This window comes from Gordonia sp. VNK21 (assembly GCF_046098115.1).
In the GTDB taxonomy this organism is placed as follows: Bacteria; Actinomycetota; Actinomycetes; order Mycobacteriales; family Mycobacteriaceae; genus Gordonia.
In genome coordinates this window covers 84,764-105,438 of the sequence record NZ_JBJURU010000012.1, presented here as the reverse complement: position 1 = coordinate 105,438, position 20,675 = coordinate 84,764, and the positions used below count along the sequence as shown (strand labels likewise).

18 protein-coding genes and 1 riboswitch are annotated in these 20,675 nt (G+C 72.7%); of the genes, 15 read left to right on the top strand and 3 right to left on the bottom strand.

The features are described 5' to 3' along the window. Window positions 1–1,099 (top strand): O-succinylhomoserine sulfhydrylase (locus ACJMNC_RS14430; protein ID WP_408948655.1); only part of this gene is annotated, 1,099 nt, incomplete at its 5' end. A 29-nt stretch (window positions 1,100–1,128) separates the two neighbouring features. Here the strand turns inward: ACJMNC_RS14430 and ACJMNC_RS14425 are convergent. Further along, a complete protein-coding gene (locus ACJMNC_RS14425) occupies window positions 1,129–2,238 on the bottom strand; it encodes an isochorismate synthase MenF (RefSeq protein WP_408948654.1) in 1,110 nt (369 codons plus the stop codon). Beyond that, entirely contained in the window at window positions 2,235–2,771 is a 537-nt protein-coding gene (locus ACJMNC_RS14420) for a hypothetical protein (protein ID WP_408948653.1), read from the bottom strand. Before ACJMNC_RS14420 ends, ACJMNC_RS14425 begins: the two co-directional genes overlap by 4 nt. Before the next feature lie 614 nt (window positions 2,772–3,385). After that, window positions 3,386–3,499: riboswitch (SAM riboswitch) on the top strand. 15 nt (window positions 3,500–3,514) lie between these two features. Between ACJMNC_RS14420 and ACJMNC_RS14415 the strand changes: the two genes are divergently transcribed. After that, window positions 3,515–4,750 (top strand): aminotransferase class V-fold PLP-dependent enzyme, encoded by a 1,236-nt coding sequence (locus tag ACJMNC_RS14415; RefSeq protein ID WP_408948652.1) that lies wholly within the window; start codon window positions 3,515–3,517, stop codon window positions 4,748–4,750. Between the two features lie 106 nt (window positions 4,751–4,856). Here ACJMNC_RS14415 and ACJMNC_RS14410 read toward each other — a convergent pair whose 3' ends face one another. After that, window positions 4,857–5,336: an inorganic diphosphatase gene (locus ACJMNC_RS14410; protein ID WP_408948651.1), complete on the bottom strand. Its 480-nt coding sequence runs from the start codon at window positions 5,334–5,336 to the stop codon at window positions 4,857–4,859. Window positions 5,337–5,609: 273 nt separating this feature from the next. On the opposite strand from ACJMNC_RS14410, the gene dacB reads away from it, so the two are divergent. The 13 genes from dacB to ACJMNC_RS14345 all read left to right on the top strand — a co-directional run. Continuing rightward, window positions 5,610–6,935: a D-alanyl-D-alanine carboxypeptidase/D-alanyl-D-alanine-endopeptidase gene (gene dacB / locus ACJMNC_RS14405; RefSeq protein ID WP_408948650.1), complete on the top strand. Its 1,326-nt coding sequence runs from the start codon at window positions 5,610–5,612 to the stop codon at window positions 6,933–6,935. Further along, complete coding sequence (locus tag ACJMNC_RS14400) at window positions 6,919–8,019, top strand: zinc-dependent metalloprotease (protein ID WP_408948649.1); 1,101 nt, start codon at window positions 6,919–6,921, stop codon at window positions 8,017–8,019. The genes dacB and ACJMNC_RS14400 overlap by 17 nt, the downstream gene beginning before the upstream one ends. Next, window positions 7,998–9,008 (top strand): tRNA lysidine(34) synthetase TilS, encoded by a 1,011-nt coding sequence (tilS, locus tag ACJMNC_RS14395; RefSeq protein ID WP_408948648.1) that lies wholly within the window; start codon window positions 7,998–8,000, stop codon window positions 9,006–9,008. Before ACJMNC_RS14400 ends, tilS begins: the two co-directional genes overlap by 22 nt. A 165-nt stretch (window positions 9,009–9,173) precedes the next feature. After that, window positions 9,174–9,731, top strand: coding sequence for a hypoxanthine phosphoribosyltransferase (gene hpt, locus ACJMNC_RS14390; RefSeq protein WP_408948647.1), 558 nt, complete (start codon window positions 9,174–9,176; stop codon window positions 9,729–9,731). A 154-nt stretch (window positions 9,732–9,885) separates the two neighbouring features. Then, window positions 9,886–12,348, top strand: coding sequence for an ATP-dependent zinc metalloprotease FtsH (gene ftsH / locus ACJMNC_RS14385; protein WP_408948646.1), 2,463 nt, complete (start codon window positions 9,886–9,888; stop codon window positions 12,346–12,348). Window positions 12,349–12,474: 126 nt separating this feature from the next. Then, a complete protein-coding gene (gene folE / locus ACJMNC_RS14380; RefSeq protein WP_408948645.1) occupies window positions 12,475–13,077 on the top strand; it encodes a GTP cyclohydrolase I FolE in 603 nt (200 codons plus the stop codon). Beyond that, the gene (gene folP, locus ACJMNC_RS14375) at window positions 13,077–14,000 is read left to right on the top strand and encodes a dihydropteroate synthase (protein ID WP_408948644.1); all 924 of its coding nucleotides are present in this window, start codon (window positions 13,077–13,079) and stop codon (window positions 13,998–14,000) included. Before folE ends, folP begins: the two co-directional genes overlap by 1 nt. After that, window positions 13,993–14,379: a dihydroneopterin aldolase gene (gene folB, locus ACJMNC_RS14370; protein WP_408948643.1), complete on the top strand. Its 387-nt coding sequence runs from the start codon at window positions 13,993–13,995 to the stop codon at window positions 14,377–14,379. The genes folP and folB overlap by 8 nt, the downstream gene beginning before the upstream one ends. Next, window positions 14,376–14,915: a 2-amino-4-hydroxy-6-hydroxymethyldihydropteridine diphosphokinase gene (gene folK, locus ACJMNC_RS14365; RefSeq protein WP_408948642.1), complete on the top strand. Its 540-nt coding sequence runs from the start codon at window positions 14,376–14,378 to the stop codon at window positions 14,913–14,915. Before folB ends, folK begins: the two co-directional genes overlap by 4 nt. Then, the gene (locus ACJMNC_RS14360) at window positions 14,912–15,445 is read left to right on the top strand and encodes a DUF3180 domain-containing protein (protein ID WP_408948641.1); all 534 of its coding nucleotides are present in this window, start codon (window positions 14,912–14,914) and stop codon (window positions 15,443–15,445) included. Before folK ends, ACJMNC_RS14360 begins: the two co-directional genes overlap by 4 nt. Window positions 15,446–15,506: 61 nt before the next feature. Continuing rightward, entirely contained in the window at window positions 15,507–16,658 is a 1,152-nt protein-coding gene (locus ACJMNC_RS14355; RefSeq protein WP_408948640.1) for a DUF6779 domain-containing protein, read from the top strand. A gap of 424 nt (window positions 16,659–17,082) precedes the next feature. After that, window positions 17,083–17,748, top strand: coding sequence for an MspA family porin (locus ACJMNC_RS14350; RefSeq protein WP_408948639.1), 666 nt, complete (start codon window positions 17,083–17,085; stop codon window positions 17,746–17,748). Between the two features lie 308 nt (window positions 17,749–18,056). After that, on the top strand, window positions 18,057–20,675 hold a 2,619-nt coding region (locus ACJMNC_RS14345), incomplete at its 3' end, for a hypothetical protein (RefSeq protein ID WP_408948638.1).

Here is a 20,675-nt window from a genome sequence, read left to right as displayed (position 1 = left end):
CAACAGCGGTTACGTCTACGAGTCCGCCGAGGCGGCCGAGCGGGCGTTCACCGGCGAGGACGAACGCTTCGTCTACACCCGGTACGGGAATCCGACCGTCGAGATGTTCCAGGAGCGGCTGCGCGGACTCGAGGGCACCGAGGCCTGCTTCGCCACCGCCAGCGGCATGGCCGCGGTCTTCGTCGCCCTCGGCGCACTGCTCAAGCAGGGCAGCCGGCTGGTCGCGGCCCGCAGCCTGTTCGGCTCATGCTTCGTCATCTGCAACGAGATCCTGCCCTCGTGGGGCGTGGAGACCGTCTTCGTCGACGGTGAAGACCTGGCGCAGTGGGAGGCGGCGTTGTCCGAGCCCGCCGACGCGGTGTTCTTCGAGACGCCCTCCAATCCGATGCAGACCCTGGTGGACGTGCGCGCGGTGGCCGACCTCGCACACGCGGCCGGCGCGCAGGTGGTGCTCGACAACGTCTTCGCCACCCCGCTGCTCCAGCGCGGTCTGGACATGGGTGCCGACGTGATCGTCTACTCGGGCACCAAGCACATCGACGGCCAGGGCCGGGTGATGGGCGGTGCGGTGATGGGCACCGCCGAGTTCATCGACGGTCCGGTCCGCGAACTCATGCGGCACACCGGTCCGGCGCTCAGCCCGTTCAACGCCTGGGTGATGCTCAAAGGCCTCGAGACGATGAAGCTCCGACTGGACCAGTCGGTGGCCAGTGCGCTGCCCATCGCCGAATTCCTCGACGACGACCCGCGGGTGGCCAAGACCATCTACCCGTTCCTGCGCTCGCACCCGCAGTACGAGCTGGCCCGCAGCCAGATGTCCGGCGGCGGCACGGTGATCACCTTCGAACTCCGCGACGCGGACGGACTGTCGGGCAAGGAACGCGCTTTCGCCATGCTCAACCGACTGCAGATCATCGACATCTCCAACAATCTCGGTGATGCCAAGAGCCTGATCACGCATCCGGCCACTACCACCCACCGGGCGATGGGGCCGGAGGGGCGGGCCGCGATCGGTCTCACCGACTCGATGGTCCGGCTCTCGGTGGGTCTGGAGAACGTCGACGACCTGCTGCGCGACCTCGATCACGCGCTGTCCTGAGGCGGCCGCCGGCAGTCCCGCGGCGCCGGTCAGCGCAGCGGCGGCAGGCCCAGGGCGCTGAGCACCGTCCCGAACTTCACCTCGGTCTCGGCGACTTCGGCATCCGGATCCGACCCGGCGACGATGCCGCCGCCCGCCCAGCTGCGGACGGTGTGCCGGTCGGCGGACAGTTCCAGGCAGCGGATCGAGACCAGCCAGTCGCCGTCGCCGGCCGCGTCGCACCAGCCGACGGTGCCGGCGTAGAACTCGCGTGCGCCCTCGATCCGGTCGATCACCGCGGCCGCCGCCGCGGTGGGGGTGCCGCAGACCGCCGGGGTCGGTGAGAGCTGCGCCGCCAGCTCGAGCGCGGTGACCGACGGATCGGCCAGCACGCCCCGGATCGGGGTGGCCAGATGCCACAGCTGCGGGGTGTGCCGCAGCAGTGGGGCGTCCGGCGCCTCGAGCTCGCGGCACAGCGGGGCCAGCCGGCGCCGCAGATCGTCGACGACGTAGGCGTGCTCGCGCCGGTCCTTCTCCGAGGCGGCGAGCCCGGCTGCGGCCTCGGCGTCGGCGGCCGGGTCGGCGCGGCGGGCCGCAGAGCCGGCGTACGGCTCGCAGGTCACAACCGCACCCCGCTTGCGCAGCAGCAGTTCCGGGCTGGCGCCGATAAGCCAGCGGCCGTCGTGGCCGCGTTCGTCGAGCGGTGCCGCGAAGACCGTGGCTCCGGCGGTGGCGGTCGCCGTGAAATCGCCGATCAGCTCCTCCGGCGACAGCGACTCGGCGAAGCGGGCGGTCAGGCCGCGGGCCAGCACCACCTTCTCCACCTCGCCGACGGCGATCGCGGTCAGGGCCGCGGTCACCCGCCGTCGGTGCTCGGCCGCCGGTGCCGGGGTCAGGGACGCGGCGGTGCGATTGGGGGCGGTCGACGGCCGGGCGCCGGCGCTCCGTTCGATGCGGTGCGGGACGATCAGCGCGGCACTACCGGAGGTGTCGAAACCGAGTGCGCCGGTGACCATCTCGGCGCGGCGTCCGGTCAGTGCGTCGACCGCCCCGCCGACGGAGCCGTACCGCGCCCGTACGCCGCGGCCGAACATGCCGGCGTCGCCGCCGAGCAGGCAGAAGGAGAGATCGCCGGGAGCCCGGCGCGGCGGCTGGGTCACGTCGCCTTGGCCGCGCTCAGCCGGTCCTTCGCCACCAGTTCGCGGGCCAGATCCTGCGCCGTGGTCTGCGGTGCCGCGGAGCCGGTGTCGGCGTCGACGGCTACGGCCACCAGGCACACGTCCCCGTCGAGCCGGGAGACCCCGCTCGCCGCGGTGATCTGCCGGTCACCGAGTTCGCGGGTCTCCCACTTCCATTGGCCCGGCGTAGAGCTCGTGTCGGCCGCCGTACAGGTCTGGGCGGTGACACTGATCACGTGCACGGGCTGAACGCTCTGACCGTCGTCGATCCGGTCGAGGTCGCCGGTGATCTGGGAGTAGGTGCGGCGGTCGTCGCGTGGGACGATGACCGGCCCGCGGACGCCCTCGCTGCTGTCGTCGAAGCCCCGCCAGCCGGCCGGGATCTGCACCCGCGCCTGATAGTCGTGGTCGAGGGCGAAGGTCTGCGTCCGCTCGCCGCCGCCGGAGTCCGACGACCACGGCTGCCACACCAGCAGTCCGGCCACCACACCGGCGACGGCGATCAGCACGACCACGCCGGCGACCGCTGCGCTGCGGGAGCGCTGCGGCGGGAGGGGCGGCGGGTATGGGTTCGGTACGCCGTAGCCGCCGGGCGGGACGGGTCCGGCCGCCGGTGCATACGGGGACGCACCGTAGGGGACAGGCGCCTGCGGAGCAGGGGATCGCTGCACGGGTGTCTGCCGGACACGGGGATCCGGGCCACCGGGGTACGGCGCCGCCGGCGGGTACTGGTTCGCCGGTGGGTACTGGGCTGCCGGTGGGTGCTGGGCTGCCGGCGCGGGCGCACCCTGGGGCGGCCGATGCGGCGCGGGCGCCGGGGCCACCGCCGGCTGCGAGTCGGGCACCGGGGAGAAGCCGGGCGGTCCGGAGCCGGGCTCGGGCGGCGGTCCGGGCCGGGGCACGCCGATCCGTGTCTGGTCGTACGCGCCCGCATTCGGGTGCTCGGCGGGGTCCTGCGGACGTGACACTCGGCGGCCTTTCGGGTGAACGTTCGCAGACCAGGCTAGCCGGGTCCGGCCACCGCGTGCAGCACGCCGTCGTTCATCCGGCGGCGCACCGTTCGCCGGATTAGAACCGGCGTGCGCGTAATTCTTCGCGTGCGCCGTCCCGTCGGGCATCGTGATACGCGGGTCACGAGTACCAGCGTCAAGCCCCGGCTCGCTGGTCGGCAACCCTCCACCGCGGTGGGGTGCTCCGGGTGACGACCCGGCCGCCGGCCGACCGGCCGCGGCAAGCGCGAGTACTCCAGGAGTCTGTCATGACCGTCATCGTCGACCGCCCCCACGCCGCCGCCCGCCCGATCGCCCCGCTGGGCGACGTCGTGGGCGCCGGCCAGAACGTCTTCACCGCCGCCGGCCCGGCCCGCTACGCCAATCTCGACTACGCGGCCAGCGCACCGGCGCTCACCGAGGTGGCCGACGGGCTGAACTCGGCGTTGAGCCAGTACGCCAGCGTGCACCGCGGCGCCGGCGCCCTGTCGCAGGTGACCACGGCCCGGTACGAGTCCGCACGCGAGACCGTCCGCAGGTTCGTGGGCGGCCGCGCCGACGACACCGTCGTCTTCACCCGCAACACCACCGACGCGATCAACCTCGCGGCGCATGCGCTGCCCGGCGACGTGGTGGTCCTCGACATCGAGCACCATGCCAACCTGCTGCCCTGGCAGCGCACCGGCCGGGCCCGGATCGTGCTGGCCGCGGCGACCTTCGAGGAGACCGCGGAGGCACTCGAAGCCGAACTGGCCGTGTCGCCCGCCGCGCTGCTCGCGGTGACCGGGGCGTCCAACGTGACCGGCGAGGTGCTGCCCCTGCGCCGGCTGTCGGCCCTCGCGCACCGGCACGGCGCCCGGATCCTGGTCGACGCCGCGCAGCTGGTCGCGCACCGGCCGATCAACCTGGCCGGCTACGGCATCGACTACCTGGTGTTCTCCGGGCACAAGGTCTACGCCCCGTTCGGTGCGGGTGTGCTGATCGGGCGGCCGGACTGGCTCGATGCGGCGCAGCCGTACCTGGCCGGCGGCGGCGCCACCGCCCGCGTCGATGCCGACGGACAGACCGCCTGGCACACCGGCGCCGCCCGGCACGAGGCCGGCAGCCCCAACGTGCTCGGCGCCGTCTCCATCGCCGCCGCACTGGACGCGGTCAAGGGCACGGGCTTCGAATTGATCGGCTACCACGAGCGGGACCTGCTGACCCGTCTGGACGAGGGCCTGGACCGGCTGCCCGGGGTGCGCCGCCTGCACGTCTTCGACGACCTCGCCGACCGGGTGGGCATCGCCGCGTTCACCGTGGACGGGCACGCCCCGCGCGCCGTCGCCGAATACCTCAACGACCGGCACGGCATCGGCGTGCGGGACGGCAAGTTCTGCGCCCACCCGCTGCTCGCGCGGCTCGGTCACCCGGAGGGAGCGGTGCGGGTGAGCTTCGGGCTCGGGACCGGCTCCGGCGACATCGACCGGCTGATCTCCGCCCTGGCCGAGCTCGTCGGCGCCTGACCACCGGACCTACTGACAACTTCGTCCGCTCAGGGCGCCGCCGAGGGCAATATGCCCTCGGCGGGCCGCTGAGCGGACGAAGTTTGCGGTACGTCGCTGCGGAAGTTCAGCCCTGGTAGCGGTCGACGGCGGCCTGCGCGACCTTGGCGGCCTCGTCCTTGCCGACCCAGCCGCCCGGGGTGACCTCCTTGCCCGGCTCGAGGTCCTTGTAGTGCTCGAAGAAGTGCGCGATGGCCTTCAGCTCGAACTCGCTGACATCGCCGACGTCCTGGATGTGATCCCACCGGGGGTCGCCGGCCGGGACGGCGAGCAGCTTGTCGTCGCCGCCGGCCTCGTCGGTCATGGTGTACATGCCGACGATGCGGGCCTTGACGATCACACCCGGGAACACCGACTCGGTGAGCAGCACCATCGCGTCCAGCGGGTCGCCGTCCTCGCCGAGAGTGTGGTCGATGTAGCCGTAGTCGGCCGGGTAGCCCATCGGGGTGTACAGGTAGCGGTCCAGGTAGACCTTGCCGGTCTCGTGATCGACCTCGTACTTGTTGCGGCCGCCCTTGGGGATCTCGACGGTGACCTCGAACTCCATGTCTGTGTCCTTCTCTGGTGTGGTCCTCTTCGGTGGTCGGCCCGAAGGAACTCGGCCCGATTGCTCGTGGGTGTCCGGGGGCCGTGGCGGCACGTTCGGACTGCCCTCGGGCGTCAACGATACTGTTAGGGGAAGTCCAGCAGTGAAGAAGACTCACTCGCAGCCCCAGCGGGATCCGCCGGGCCGGGTGAGCCGCCGTACCGGAGGGCCCCTGTGTCGCTGACCAAACCGCGCCGTCGCCGATCCCGGCGCGTCCTGTCGACACTGCTCGCGGTGGTTCTCGTCGTGGTCCTGGTGGTGGCCGGGGTCTTCGGCTGGACCTGGTACAACGACCGGCACGCCGCCGTCCCGGCCGGTACCCCGGACCGGCCCGCGGTCACCGCGGTGACCCCGGCCATCGCCCCGGTGGACCCGAACGCGCCGGAACCGGCCGACTCCGGGGTGGCCCGGGCGCTGCGCGCGGGCCTGCGGGACAAGGCGCTCGGTGAGCTCACCGGCATGGTCTCCGATCCGCTGACCGGGCAGACGCTGTGGAGCCGGGACGCGAACACCCCGCGCACGCCCGCCTCCAACGCCAAGATCCTCACCGCCTCGGCGGCGCTGCTGGCGCTCGACGGCGACGCACGGCTCACCACCACGGTGGTGCTCGGGGCCGACGGCACCGCCGTGCTGGTCGGCGGCGGCGATCCGACGCTCAGCGCCCAGCCGGCCGGTGAGGACACCTTCTACACCTCCCCGGCCCGCATCGCCGACCTGGCCGACCAGATCCGCCGCAGCGGCGCCCGGGTCACCTCGGTGGCGGTGGCGCCCACCACCGTCACCGGCGACTCGATGGCGGCGGGCTGGGACGAGGCCGACATCAAGGGCGGCGACATCACGCCCATCGAGTCGCTGACGGTCGACGGCGGCCGGCTCGAGCCGCTCGACGAGTATTCGCCGCGCAGCGCCACCCCGGCGATCGCCGCCGGGCAGGCCCTCGCCGCCGCGCTCGACCTGGACACCGACGTCGCCGAGCAGGCGGCCCCGCCCGGTGCGCGCACCCTGGCGCGAGTCACCTCCGCACCGCTGTCGGTACGGGTCGGCGACATGATGCGCTACAGCGACAACGTGCTCGCCGAATCCCTGGCCATCGAACTGTCGACGGCCACCGGCGGGCCCGCCTCCATCGAGGGCGGCGCCGCGGCGGTGCTGAAGGTGCTCGGCGAGAACGGTTTCGACGTCGACGGCACCGTCCTGCACGACGCCTCGGGACTCTCGACCAAGGATCTGGTGCCGGCCCGGCTGCTCGACGCGCTGGTCTCTGCGGCGGCCGGCGACGCCCGGCCCCGGCTGCGCCCGCTGCTCGACACCTTCCCGGTGGCGCACGGCACCGGAACCCTCGCCGAACGCTTCGACCCCGACCAGACTCCCGGCGCCGGCTGGGTGCGGGCCAAGACCGGCACCCTCACCGGCGTCACCTCCCTGACCGGCATCGTGCAGACCGTCGACGGCCGGGTGCTGGCCTTCGCGCTCATGTCCGGCGGCACCTCGCCGGCCGACGCCCGGCCGGCCGTGGATGCATTGGTGGGCGCTTTACGGGAGTGTGGATGCCGTGACTGATGACGCCGCGGCGGCCCCCGCCGCCACCACGACCGACGAGTCCGGCCGCGACACCGAATCGGTGGTCGCCGCCGTCGACTGGTCGCTGGCCGCCTCCCTGGGCCGGAAACTCGCCCGCCCGGGTCCCAAGATCACCGCGTACACCGCGGCCCAGGTGCACGCCGAACTCGCCGACGCCGCCGTCCGGGCCGAGGGCCCGGTGCGCGAGGTGACCGGCCTGGCCGACGGCCTGCCGGTCCCGGCCGCCACCGTGCTCGACCGGGCCGGCTGGATCGACGCGGCCGCCGCCTCCATGCCGGCCATGCTCGGCGAGACCGGCCCCGGAAGCGGCAGCGGCCTCACCGGGAAGCTCTCCGGTGCGCAGGCCGGCGGACTGCTGGCCTTCCTGTCCGGGGCCATCCTGGGCCAGTACGACCCGTTCAGCCCGGATCCGGGCAGCGGCACGGACGGGGTGCTGATGCTCGTCGCCCCCAACATCATCGCCGTCGAACGGCAACTCCGGGCCGTGCCCTCGGACTTCCGGCTCTGGGTGTGCCTGCACGAGGTGACCCACCGCGTGCAGTTCTCGGCCAACCCGTGGCTGGTGGATTACATGCGTTCCAACGTCGGCGTGCTGACCGGCGAGTCCGGCGAGTCGATGACCGAACTGGTCGGCAGGATCAGCGCCGCGGTGCGCAGCGACCGGCCCCGGGAGAAGGGGATCCTGGGCGTCATGCAGCTGATGCAGTCGCCCGAGCAGTACGAGGCCTTCGAGAAGGTGATGGTGCTGGGCACCCTGCTCGAAGGGCACGCCGACCACGTCATGGATGCCGTCGGTCCCGCGCACGTGCCCACCGTGGAGACCATCCGGGCGGCCTTCGACCAGCGGCGGCAGCGTCCGCAGAATCCGCTGATGAAGATCTTCCGGGCGCTCACCGGGATGGACGCCAAGATCGCGCAGTACGTCCGCGGCAAGGCCTTCGTCGACGCCGTCGTCGACGCGGTGGGCATGCCGGCCTTCAACACGGTCTGGACCGACGAACAGACCATGCCGACCATGGCCGAGATCGGCGACCCGGACGCATGGATCGCCCGGGTGCTCTGACCCCGCAGGACGCCCAGCGCCGGCTGATCGGCGCGGTGCGGTCGTTCACGGCGCAGCGGCGGGCCGACGATCCCGGTTTCGCCGACGGCGGGGTGTGCGTGGGACTGTCCGGCGGTGCGGACTCGCTGGCGCTGACCGCGGCCGCCGTCCACGCCGGACTCGCGGTGCACGCACTGGTCGTCGACCACCGGCTGCAGGCCGGGTCGGCGCAGGCGGCCCGGGAGGCCGTCGCGCAGGCGGTGGGGCTCGGCGCGCAGGCGAGCATCCTTCCGGTGACCGTGCACGCATCCGGGGAGGGACCCGAGGCGGCCGCCCGTACCGCCCGCTATCAGGCGCTCGACCGGGCCCGGGAGGGGCGGCCGGTGCTGCTGGGGCACACCGTCGACGACCAGGCCGAGACGGTGCTGCTGGGCCTGGGCCGCGGCTCGGGGGCGCGTTCGCTGGCCGGGATGAGTCCGTGGCGCGCCCCGTGGGCGAGGCCGCTGCTGGGCGTGCGCCGGGCGGATACCCGTGCGGCCTGCGCAGGCTGGGGCCTGACCGTCTGGGACGACCCGCACAACCTCGACCCGCGCTACACCCGGGTGCGGGTGCGCACCGAGGTGCTGCCGCTGCTCGAGGAGGTGCTCGGCGGCGGGGTGGCGGCCGCACTGGCCCGCACCGCCGGGCTGCTGCAGCACGACGCCCACGCGCTCGACGAGCTCGCCGAGTCCCTTCTGGAACGGGCGCGCGACGGCGACGGCCTGCGGGTGACCGCGCTGCAGGAGGCGCCGACGGCCCTGCGCACCCGGGCACTGCGGGCCTGGATCGCCGAACGCGGCGGCGACGGCGCGGGAGCCCGGACCGTCGAGCAGGTCGATGCGCTGATCACGCACTGGCACGGGCAGGGGCCGGTGGCGATCGGCGGCGACTCCGAAGCCCGCCTGGTGGTGACGCGCCGGTCGTCGGTGGTGACCGTCTGCCGGGAGCCGCGCGGCACTCCCCGCGGATGAGTGCCGGCACGGCCGTCACAGGCGCCCGGCGTCGTCGTCGCTGCAGTTCAGGCGGCACATCAACGGCGGCGGCGCGGTCGCGGCCCGCCGGCTCGTGCGGCGGCCGCGCCACGGCTGCGCCGGGCATCGTCGTCAGCCGGTCCACGGGTGTGACAAGCTGTTCGGGTGGCGCAGGGGTATTCGCAGGACATCGAGACCGTCCTGATCACGGACGAGCAGATTCGGCGGCGGACCGCGGAGATGGCGGCGGCCGCCGGTGAACGGTACAAGGACGCTCCCGACGATCTGGTGCTGATCGGTGTGCTCAAAGGCGCGATCATGTTCATGACCGACTTCGCGCGGGCGCTGCCGATCCCCGCACAGCTCGAGTTCATGGCGGTCTCGAGCTACGGCTCGTCCACCTCCTCGTCCGGCGTGGTGCGCATCCTCAAGGACCTCGACCGCGACATCGCCGGCCGGGACGTGCTGATCGTCGAGGACATCATCGACTCCGGTCTGACGCTGACCTGGCTGATGAAGAACCTCGCGACCCGATCCCCGCGCTCGCTGGACGTGGTCACCCTGCTGCGCAAGCCCAAAGCCGCACAGCTGCCGATCGAGGTGGCCGACGTGGGCTTCGACATCGAGAACGAGTTCGTCGTCGGCTACGGACTCGATTATGCGGAGCGGTACCGCGACCTGCCGTACATCGGCCGGCTGCACCCGGACGTCTACAGCAGCTGACTCGATCGGGCCGCACCGGTTACGCCGTGGGGGAACGGAGTCGTTCCCGCTGCGCGCGGGCAGGTAGCCTCGTATATCGAGTATCACGGGAAGGACAATGGGCCGACGGCGCCCGGCAACCAGCCGCGCACCGGACCGGCCCGCGCGTGAACGCATGAACCGAAAGAAGCTCTTCCGGAATCTGGCCATCGTGGCCGTGATCCTGTTCGCCCTCTGGGGCTGGAGCATGCTCCGCTCCGGCGATCGCGACTACACCGGCGTGGACACGTCCATCGCGATGACCCAGCTGAACGTGAAGAACACCGAGTTCGTTCAGATCGACGATCGGGAACAGCGACTGCGGATCACCCTCAAGGATCCGATCAAGGTCGACGGCAAGGACGTCACCAAGATCCAGTCGCAGTACCCGTCGGGGGTCTCCTCGCGGGTCTTCCAGTCGGTCACCAAGACCGGTGCGCCGTACCAGACCAATGTCACCAAAGAGGGCGGCATCTGGCAGTCGATCCTGATCTTCGTACTGCCGATGATCATCCTGTTCGGCCTGTTCTTCTTCGTGATGAGCCGGATGCAGGGCGGCGGCCGCGGCGGCGTGATGGGCTTCGGCAAGTCCAAGGCCAAGCAGCTGTCCAAGGACATGCCCAAGACCACCTTCGCCGACGTCGCCGGCGCGGACGAGGCGGTCGAGGAACTCGACGAGATCCGGGACTTCCTGCAGAACCCGGCCCGCTACCAGGCGCTCGGCGCCAAGATCCCCAAGGGTGTGCTGCTCTACGGCCCGCCCGGCACCGGTAAGACGCTGCTCGCGCGGGCGGTGGCCGGTGAGGCCGGGGTGCCGTTCTTCACCATCTCCGGCTCGGACTTCGTCGAGATGTTCGTCGGTGTCGGCGCCTCCCGCGTGCGCGACATGTTCGAGCAGGCCAAGGCCAACAGTCCGTGCATCATCTTCGTCGACGAGATCGACGCCGTCGGCCGCCAGCGCGGCGCCGGCCTGGGCGGCGGTCACGACGAGCGTGAGCAGACCCTCAACCAGCTGCTGGTGGAGATGGACGGCTTCGGCGACCGCTCCGGCGTGATCGTCATGGCCGCCACCAACCGGCCCGACATCCTGGACCCGGCGCTGCTGCGCCCGGGCCGCTTCGACCGGCAGATCCCGGTGGGCAACCCGGACATCGCCGGCCGCCGGGCCATCCTGGCGGTGCACGCCAAGGGCAAGCCGATCGCCCCGGACGCCGACCTCGACGGACTCGCCAAGCGGACCCCCGGCATGTCCGGCGCCGACCTGGCCAACGTGATCAACGAGGCCGCGCTGCTCACCGCCCGCGAGAACAAGACCGTCATCACCGGCGAGGCGCTCGAGGAGGCCGTCGACCGGGTGATCGGCGGCCCGCGCCGCAAGAGCCGCATCATCAGCGAGCACGAGAAGAAGATCGTCGCCTACCACGAGAGCGGTCACACCCTCGCGGCGTGGGCGATGCCCGACCTGGACCCGATCTACAAGGTCACCATCCTGGCCCGCGGCCGCACCGGCGGTCACGCCCTCGCCGTTCCGGAGAACGACAAGGAGCTGATGACCCGCTCGGAGATGATCGCCCGGCTGGTGATGGCGATGGGCGGCCGCGCCGCCGAGGAACTCGTCTTCCACGAGCCGACCACCGGCGCCAGCTCCGACATCGACCAGGCCACCAAGATCGCCCGCGCCATGGTCACCGAATACGGCATGAGCGCCCGGCTCGGCGCCGTCCGCTACGGCCAGGAGGGGGCCGACCCGTTCGTCGGCCGCAGCATGGGCAATCAGGTGGACTACTCCGCCGGAGTGGCCTCGGAGATCGACGAGGAGGTGCGCCGGCTGATCGAGGCCTCGCATACCGAGGCCTGGGCGGTGCTCAACGCCAACCGCGACAAACTCGACGCACTCGCCGGGGCCCTGCTGGAGAAGGAGACTCTGGTCCGCAAGGACCTCGTCGAGATCCTCGGCGATGTGCCCAAGCGGGAACGGATGACCGAGTTCGACGATTTCGGGGTCCGCACCCCGAGCGACATCCCGCCCATCAAGACCCCGGCCGAGCGGGCCGCCGAACGCGGCGAACCCTGGCCCCCGGTGCAACCCGAACCCGTCGCCGCACCGTCGACCGGCGGTTTCCCGTCCGCGCCGCAGGGTGGACAGCCGGTCTACGGCGCGCCCGGACAGCCGGCGCCGCAGCCCTACGGCGGCTACGGGCAGCCGGGTCCGGCCGGTCAGCACTCCGGTGCCCCCGGCTACCCGCCGGCCGCCCCGGACCAGAACGGGCGCTACCAGCCCGGTCAGTACCCGGACCAGCCCGGCCAGAACGGCAACGGCCACAACGGCACGGGTCACAACGGTGCTGGGCAGAACGGCCCAGGACAGAACGGCCCAGGACAGAACGGCAACGGGCAGAACGGCCCAGGACAGAACGGCGCTGGGCAGAACGGCAACGGGCAGAACCCGCAGCCCGGCAGCGGCTACCCGGGGCAGCCCGGCCGCCCGCCGTCGGGTCCCTCCCAGTCCGGTCCGCCCGGCGGCACCTGGCCCGACTACGGCGCCCCGCGCGACTGGCGGGCACCGGGCTGGCCCCCGCCGGAGGATCCGCGCACCTAGCCCGGGCGGCAGCGCAGCGCCCGCCGCGGGCGCTGCGCACCGTCACCCGGCGATCCGCGGCCGCACTCCCGCGGCGACGCCGGTCCCACTCGACAGGTCCCCACTCGACAAAGGAGCCTTCGCACCATGAGTGACGACGAGCCGCTCACCACGGCCGACGGCCGTGTCTTCGATCTGGAGCGGGCCCGGGCCGCAGTCCGCGAGCTGCTGCTGGCCGTGGGCGAGGACCCCGACAGGGAGGGGCTGCGGCGCACCCCGGAACGGGTGGCGCGCGCCTACCAGGAGATGTTCGGCGGGCTCTACACCGATCCCGACGAGGTGCTCGCCACCGTCTTCGACGAAGACCACCGGGAACTGGTGCTGGTCAAGGACATTCCGATGTACTCGACCTGCGAGCACCATCTGGTCGCCTTCCACGGGGTGGCGCACGTCGGCTACATCCCCGGCGCCAGCGGTCAGGTGACCGGGCTGTCCAAGATCGCCCGGCTGGTGGACCTCTACGCCAAACGTCCCCAGGTGCAGGAACGGCTCACCAGCCAGATCGCCGACGCACTGGTGCGCCGGCTCGATCCGCGCGGGGTGATCGTGGTGATCGAGGCCGAGCATCTGTGCATGGCCATGCGCGGCATCCGCAAGCCCGGTGCCTCCACCACTACCTCGGCGGTGCGCGGCATCTTCCAGACCAGCGCGGTCTCCCGCGGCGAAGCACTCGACCTGATCACCCGCTGATGTCCCCGCGCCCACAGGAGGACGACCGCACCCTGGTCATGGGGGTGCTCAACGTGACCGCGGATTCGTTCTCCGACGGCGGGCGCTACCTCGACGTCGACGCCGCCATCGAGCACGGGCTGGCGCTGGCCGCCGCCGGGGCCGACATCGTCGACGTCGGCGGCGAATCCACGCGGCCCGGTGCCCAGCGGGTGGACGCGCAGGTCGAGGCCGATCGGGTGCGCCCGGTGGTCGCCGCGCTCGCCGAAGCGGGCATCAGGGTCTCCGTCGACACCATGCGGGCCGCGGTGGCACGGGTGGCGCTCGAGGCCGGCGCGCAGATCGTCAACGACGTCTCCGGCGGCCGCGCCGATCCCGCGATGGCGCCCCTCGTGGCCGAGACCGGGCTGCCGTGGATCCTCATGCACTGGCGGCCGTCGTCCGCCCATGCCGACCTGGAACGGCACTTCACCCACCGCACCCATGAGGCGGTCGGGTACCGGGACGTGGTGGCCGAGGTCTCCGGCGAACTCCTCGCCCAGGTGGATGCGGCGGTGACCGCCGGCGTCGACCCCGACCGGCTGATACTGGACCCCGGGCTGGGCTTCGCCAAGACCGCCGACCACAACTGGGCGCTGCTGCGCGCCCTGCCCACCCTGGTGGGGCTGGGTTTCCCGGTCCTCGTCGGGGCCTCCCGCAAACGCTTTCTCGGCTCGCTGCTGGCCGACGGCGACGGCGATCGCCCGCCGGCCGGCCGCGAGGTGGCCACCGCCGCGATCTCGGCGCTGGCCGCCGCCGACGGTGCCTGGGGGGTGCGGGTGCACGATGTGGCGGCCAATCGCGATGCGGTCCGGGTGGCTCACGCCTGGCGCGCCGGCCGCGCGGACCGCGGCGCCGCAGCCGGGGACGGCCCCGGAAGACAAGGAGCAGACAGCGATGGCTGACCGGATCGAACTGCGCGGACTGCGCGTCCGCGGGAACCACGGCGTCTTCGACCACGAGCGCCGTGACGGCCAGGACTTCCTCATCGACATCACCCTGTGGCTGGATCTGCGGCCGGCCGCGGTCAGCGACGACCTCGCCGACACCGTCGACTACGGCGCTCTCGCGCAGCGCGCCCACGACATCGTCGCCGGCACGCCGCGGAATCTCATCGAGACGGTCGGCGCGGAGCTCGCCGACGAGATCATGGGCGATCCGCGCATCGCCGCCTGCGAGGTGACCGTGCACAAGCCGTCGGCACCCATACCGCTGGCCTTCGACGACGTCGCCGTGGTCACCCGGAGATCGGTGCGCACCCCATCGGCCGGTCCGCGGCGATGACCCGAAGCCGCGCCGTCCTCTCGGCCGGCTCCAACATCGGAGACCGGACCGCCCACCTGCGCAGCGTGCTCGACGCGCTCGGCGCCGAGACGATCGCGGTCTCGCAGGTCTATCTCACCGCGCCCTGGGGCGGCGTGGAGCAGGACGACTTCGCCAACATCACGATCATCGCCGAGGCCGACCGGAGCCCGCGGGACTGGCTCGATTTCTGCCGGTCCTGTGAGCAGGCCGCCGACCGGGTGCGTGAGGTGCGCTGGGGTCCGCGGACCCTGGACGTGGACGTCGTCGACGTCCGCTGCGGGCCGACCGCCGTGCGCTCGGACGACCCGGAACTGACCCTGCCGCATCCGCAGGCCGCCGAGCGGGCCTTCGTGCTGGTGCCGTGGCTCGACGCCGACCCGGACGCGGCGCTGTGGACGCCCGCCGGGGTGCGGCCGGTCCGGGAACTGATCGAGCACCTCGACCCGGCGGAACGGGCCGGGGTGCGGGCCGCCGGACCGCTCGCGGATCTGCCTGCCGACGGTGGTCGACGATGACCACGCCCACGCGCTCGCCGCAGCCCGGCGACGATGACGACCACAAGCTCGGGCCCACCCGGGTCCGGGACCTGCTGGCCGTGGCGGTGGTGGCCGGCCTGGTCTTCTGGATCCTGGTCCGCTACAACTACGGCGCCTTCCCGTCGCTGCCCTGGCCCGCCGGCGTCACCCTGTACGTGCTGGCCCTGATCGAGGTGGTGATCGGCGTGCTGGTGCGGCGCCGGGTGGCCGAGAAGAAGATCGGGGTGGGTGCGGGACGGCTGCACCCGATCACGGTGGCCCGGACGGTGGCCCTGGCCAAGGCATCCGCCATCCTCGGCGCGCTCGCCCTGGGCGGATGGACCGGGATCCTGGTCTTCCTGCTCAGTCGCCGCGAACTCGACGCGGCCGTCGCCGACCGGCCCGCCGCCGTCGTCGGCCTGGTCGGCGGACTGCTGCTGGCCGCTGCGGCACTGTGGCTCGAGCACTGCTGCCGGGCACCGGACGAGCCGCCGCCGGAGACCGGCGACACCACCGCCGAACCCGCCTGATCAGCGACTCTCCGCAGGGGGCTGTCCGGGGCGTACCCGTCCGGCAGGTAAGTTGACCTGTATGACCAGCACGGAAAACCGCGCGCAGGCCGCTGACCGTTCGATGCGTAACGGGGCGCAGTGGCTGATCGGTCTGCTGATCGTGCTCGCCCTGATCGCCAGCGTGGTGATGGTGGCGATCGACGATCTGTCCGCCTGGGCGTCGGTGGCCGTGATCGCCGCGCTGTGGGCGGCGGTGATCGCGGTGATCCTGATGACCCGGTACCGCCGGCAGGCCGACGTGGCCACCAAACGCGGGCAGGACCTGCGGCTGGTCTACGAGCTGCAGCTCGAGCGGGAGATCGCCGCGCGCCGCCAGTACGAGGCCGATGTGGAAGGGCAGATCCGCGCCGAGATCCGCGACGAGCAGAACGAGGAGTTCGAGGCGCTCAAGGCGCAGGTGCTGGCTCTGCGGGCCAGCCTGGAGCAGGTGCTGGGCAACCCGCTGCCGGAGGTGCCGCTGGCGCTGCGGCCGGAACGTCGGCGTGAACTCGGATCGGGACTGTCCGGCGCCGGTTACGTGCGCTCGGGGGACGACCGGGTGGCCGCCGACCGCGACTTCGCCTCCACCGCGGCGCCCGGCGATGCCGGCCGGCATCAGCCGACGGCCGCCGAGGCCATCGCGCAGAGCAGCGAGAGTGAACTCACCGAGATCATTCCGGTGGTCACCGAGGAGACCAGTGACGACGCCGGGTATCCGGTCGAGGAGCCGGCCGCCGGATACGCGCCGGCCGAAGCGCCCGAGCCGCCGGTGGAGTACAGCGCCGAGTACGAGCAGCCGGCCGTCTACGAAGCCGAGGCCGAGGTCGAGGACGTCGACGAGACGACGGTGATCCATCAGGTCGACGACGGCCCGACGTACGGCGGCGAGTACCCCAGCGCCGAGTTCAGCTCGGTGGAGTACGGCGCCGTCGACTACAGCGGCTACCAGCAGCAGCCGGCCACCTACGACGCCGCGGCCTACCAGCCGCCCGCCGTCGACGAGGTGCCCGTCGTGGAGGAGCAGCCGGGCGACCGTCCCGCCGACGAGGCGCCCGCGCGTTCGCGCCGGGCCCGTGCGGACGGCGACGACGACGGTGCGCATGCTGTCGGCCGGCCCGCCTCGGAGCTGCTGAGTCAGCTCCGTGCCGCCGGCGGCACCTCCGGTGGCGGCGGTCGCCGCCGCCGCGACTAACCCGCCCGCCCCACAGCGTCCGTCCTACCGCCCCACAGCGTCCGCCCCACCGCCTGCGTCTCACCCCGGCGACGGTGGCGCGCCTGTGCACCAGACGTCCTCACGGCGTCTCCCTCCCGACCGCCCCGCCACGAGTCCGGCGGCCGGTGGCGGCGCACCGGGCGGCGGGCCGAACCGCCCCCGCGAGGCCGGCGGAAGCCGGTGTGTCCCCGGTCACTCGGCCGGTGTTTCCCCTGGTCGCAGCGATCCGGAAATTCCGATTCGGAAAACCCGAAATGCCCTCTGACGTGCCCGGACAGGGCCTTTCCGGGGGTGTGCTCTGGAGTGTGGGGTCGTGGCCTTCCTAGGCTGCTTCGTGGCGGCGCCGAACCGGTGCCGGACCACACGAAGACCATGTGAATGTGACTAGTCGGGGAGACTTGCTGTGACCACTCGAATCCGCACCCTGGGGGTGCTCCTGATCGCGGCCGTACTGGCGGCCGCCTCGCTGCTGGCCGGGCCGGCCGGCGCGGAGACGCACTCCACTCGCGAGGGGCTCACCATCGATCTCACCGCGAGCAAGCTGAGCGTGCAGAAGATCGCCCCGCTGGACTCCTCGCCGCTCTCGGCGCAGGCCCGTCTCTCCTCCAACGTGCACGCCGCGCTGAAGGGCGTCGACGGTAAGAAGGTCAAGGCCACCGTCGAGGTCGGCTACAAGGTGGGCTACCCGGTCAGCGCCCCGGGCAAGGCCACCATCACCACGCACACCCCGGACCTGAGCCTGACCGGCGGAGTCAAGCTCGGCCTCAAGCCGGGCGCGGACGCGACCGGGATCTCCATCGGTGACGCGGGCGTCGACCTCGGTGCATCGTCCACCGTCATCCCGGCCTCGGACATCCAGTTCGAGGTGGCCGCCGGCAAGATCGAAAAGGTCAGCCTCGCGAAGTTCGCCCTCACCAAGCCGGTCGCCGATGTGGTGCTCTCCGGTATCGAGATGGAGGTGACCGGCGCGATCGGTCCGGTGTCGGTGCGGCCGTTCGCCCAGATCACCGTGACCACCGAGTCCGGTGTCTACGTCTACTCCTCCTACGGGAACACCGCCCGGATCTGACCGGGCCGAGCCTGGGGCGCCCCGTTCGTCGGGGGTGGGGCGCCCCGACACACCGCTCGCGACCCTGCGGCTGATCCGCCGCAGGGTCGCAGCGCGAAAACTTTGGCGACCTGACCGACCTCCTGTGTCGGTCAGGTCGCCAAAGTTTTTCGGCTTGGCCGTCGGGCGCGGGGCGGCCGTCCGCCGCGGTGATTCTCGTCGCAGGAAGCCCGGTCACCCGTATCGCACACAGCCGATTCCCAGTACATTCGGCGAGAGCCGGGCCGCCCAGTCGGGCGGCCCTCGTGTCGTGTGGGTCGGACGGAGCGATGACGAACTTCTCGGGGGAGTTGCGGAGGCTGTTCTCGGCCGCCGGTGATCCGACGCTCAAGTCGGTCTCCGACGCCGTCATCGCCCGCTCCCGGGACGCCGGCGTCACCGTCCGCGGCAGCATGATCTCCCGGCTCAGCGACTGGCGTTCGGGGAAACACCTCCCGCGGGACTTCGACGGTCCGCTGCGGCTGGTCATCATCGAACTGCTCGACCGGGCCGCCAAACGCGATGCCGTGGGGGATCTGCCGACCCGGCTCAGCAGCTGGCAGTCGCTCTGGCGGCAGGCACAGGAGCAGGCCCACACCGAGGCCTCCGCCCACATCGACTGCCCGTATCCGGGGCTGGCGCCGTACCGGCTGGCCGACGCCGACCACTACTTCGGCCGCGGCGCCGATGTCGCCGAAGTGGCCGGACTGGTCTTCGCCGCGGTCCGCCGCGGCGGCGGCATGGTCTCGGTGGTCGGCGTCTCGGGGTCGGGGAAGTCCTCGCTGCTCGCCGCCGGGGTCACCCCCAGACTCCTCGCCCGAGGACTGACCGTGGCGACGATGGAACCCGGCGAGGACCCCGGCGCGCAGCTCGACCGGATCCTGGCCGAGGACGGCGGCGCCGCGACTGCGCTGGTACTGATCGTCGATCAGGCCGAAGAGGTCGCCACCGTCGCCGATTCGCAGCAGGCCGAACGGTTCCTCACCCGGCTCGGCGCGGTGACCGCCGGCGACGGTCCGGTCCCGGTGGTCGCGCTGATCGGCCTGCGCGCCGACTTCGTCGGCGACTGGCTGTCGTATCCGCAACTGCTCGGTTCCCTGAACCGGGCCTCGCACATGCTCGGGGCGATGTCCCGCACCGAGCTCACCGAGGCGATCACCGGGCCGGCGGCGGCCGTCGGCGTGAAATTCGAATCGGGCCTGACCGAACGGCTCGTCGCCGAACTCGCCGGACCGGGCTCCGGCGACTACGACGCCGGTGCGCTGCCCCTGCTCAGCCACGCCCTCGCGACCCTGTGGGAGCACCGCAACGGCAACCAGCTCACCGTGGCCGCCTACGACGCGGCGGGCGGAGTCCGCGGTGCCCTCAACGACACCGCCGAACAGGTGTGGTTGCAGCTCACGCCACAGCAGCAGACCGTCGGCCGGCGGATGCTGTTGCGGCTGGTGCACCTCGGGGACCGGACCCGTGACGCGCGGGTGGCGCGGCCCCGGGAGGAGCTGCTCGCCGGCGAGGCGCAGACCCGGGCCGACCGCGGCGCCGTCCTCGACGCGCTGCAGACGGCCCGGCTGGTCACCGTCGATGCCGACGACCGGGTGGGCCTGACTCACGAGGTGCTGATCGGGGCGTGGACCCGGCTGCGAAGCTGGGTGGACGACGACCGCGCCGGACTGCTCGAGGCGCAGCGGCTCGAGGCCGCCGCCGAGGAGTGGTCGGCGGCCGGTCGCGACCCGAGCCTGCTGCTCCGCGGCAGCCGGCTCACCCTGGCCGAGCGGGCGGCGTCTGCCGGGGAGGTCTCCGACCTGGCCGCCGAATTCGTCGTGGCCGGCGAGGCGACCGCCCGGCGGAGTTCCCGGCTGCGCTCGGCGGCCGTGATCGCCCTGGCCGCGATCACCGTGGTCGCCCTGCTGCTGAGCCTGGCCGCCTACCAGGCCCGCTCGCGCGCGCAGAACGAGCAGCGCTCGGCCGAACTGGGTCGGCTCGGCGCCGAATCCGACCGGCTGCAGCTCAGTTCACCGACCGTCTCGGCCCGGCTGGCGCTGCTCGCCGCCCACCTGGACCCGTCCGACGAGAACCGGTCCCGGCTGGTGGTGGCCGAGAACCTGCCGCTGGCCGCGCCCCTCGGCCGCGCCTCCGGAGCGGTCTACAGCATCGACGTCGACTCCGGCGGGCGCCGGGTGGCCGCCGCCGGCTCCGACGGCGCCCTGCGGATCTGGCCGCTGAACCCGCCGCGCCGCGGCGAAACCGATCCGCTGGTGCTGCCCGGACACCAGAGCTTCGTGACCAGCGTCCACTGGTCGCCGGACGGCAGCAGGCTGGCTTCGACCAGCGACGACGGCACCGTCGGCATCTGGGACCGGCTCGAGCCCGGGGCGCGTCCCCGGCTGCTCCGCGGGCACGAGGGGCGGGTGGTCTTCTCGGCGTGGAGTCCGGACGGGCGCCGGCTGGCCACCGCCGGCATGGACCGGACGGTCCGGGTGTGGGATACGGCCACCGGACGGCAGCTGGCCGTTCTGACCGGGCACACCGGTGACGTCCGGGCCGTCGACTGGAGTCCCGACGGCCGGCTGATCGCCTCGGGCGCCTCCGACAGCACCGCCCGGCTCTTCTCGGCCGGGGACTACCGGCAGGTCGGCGTGATCAGCGGGCACACCGACCTGGTGCACGCGGTGGCCTTCAGCCCGGACGGCCGGCTGCTGGCCACCGGCTCCGACGACTCGACGGTCCGGCTGTGGGACGTCTCCGCGCCTGCCGAGCCGCACCCGGTGGGGCTGCCGCTGACCCGGCACACCGGCCCGGTGTGGTCGGTGGAGTTCAGCGCCGACGGCCGCCGGCTGATCAGCGCCTCGGGGGACGGCACCGCCCGGCTGTGGAGCGTGGTGGATCCGGCGACCGTCGTCCAGGTGGGC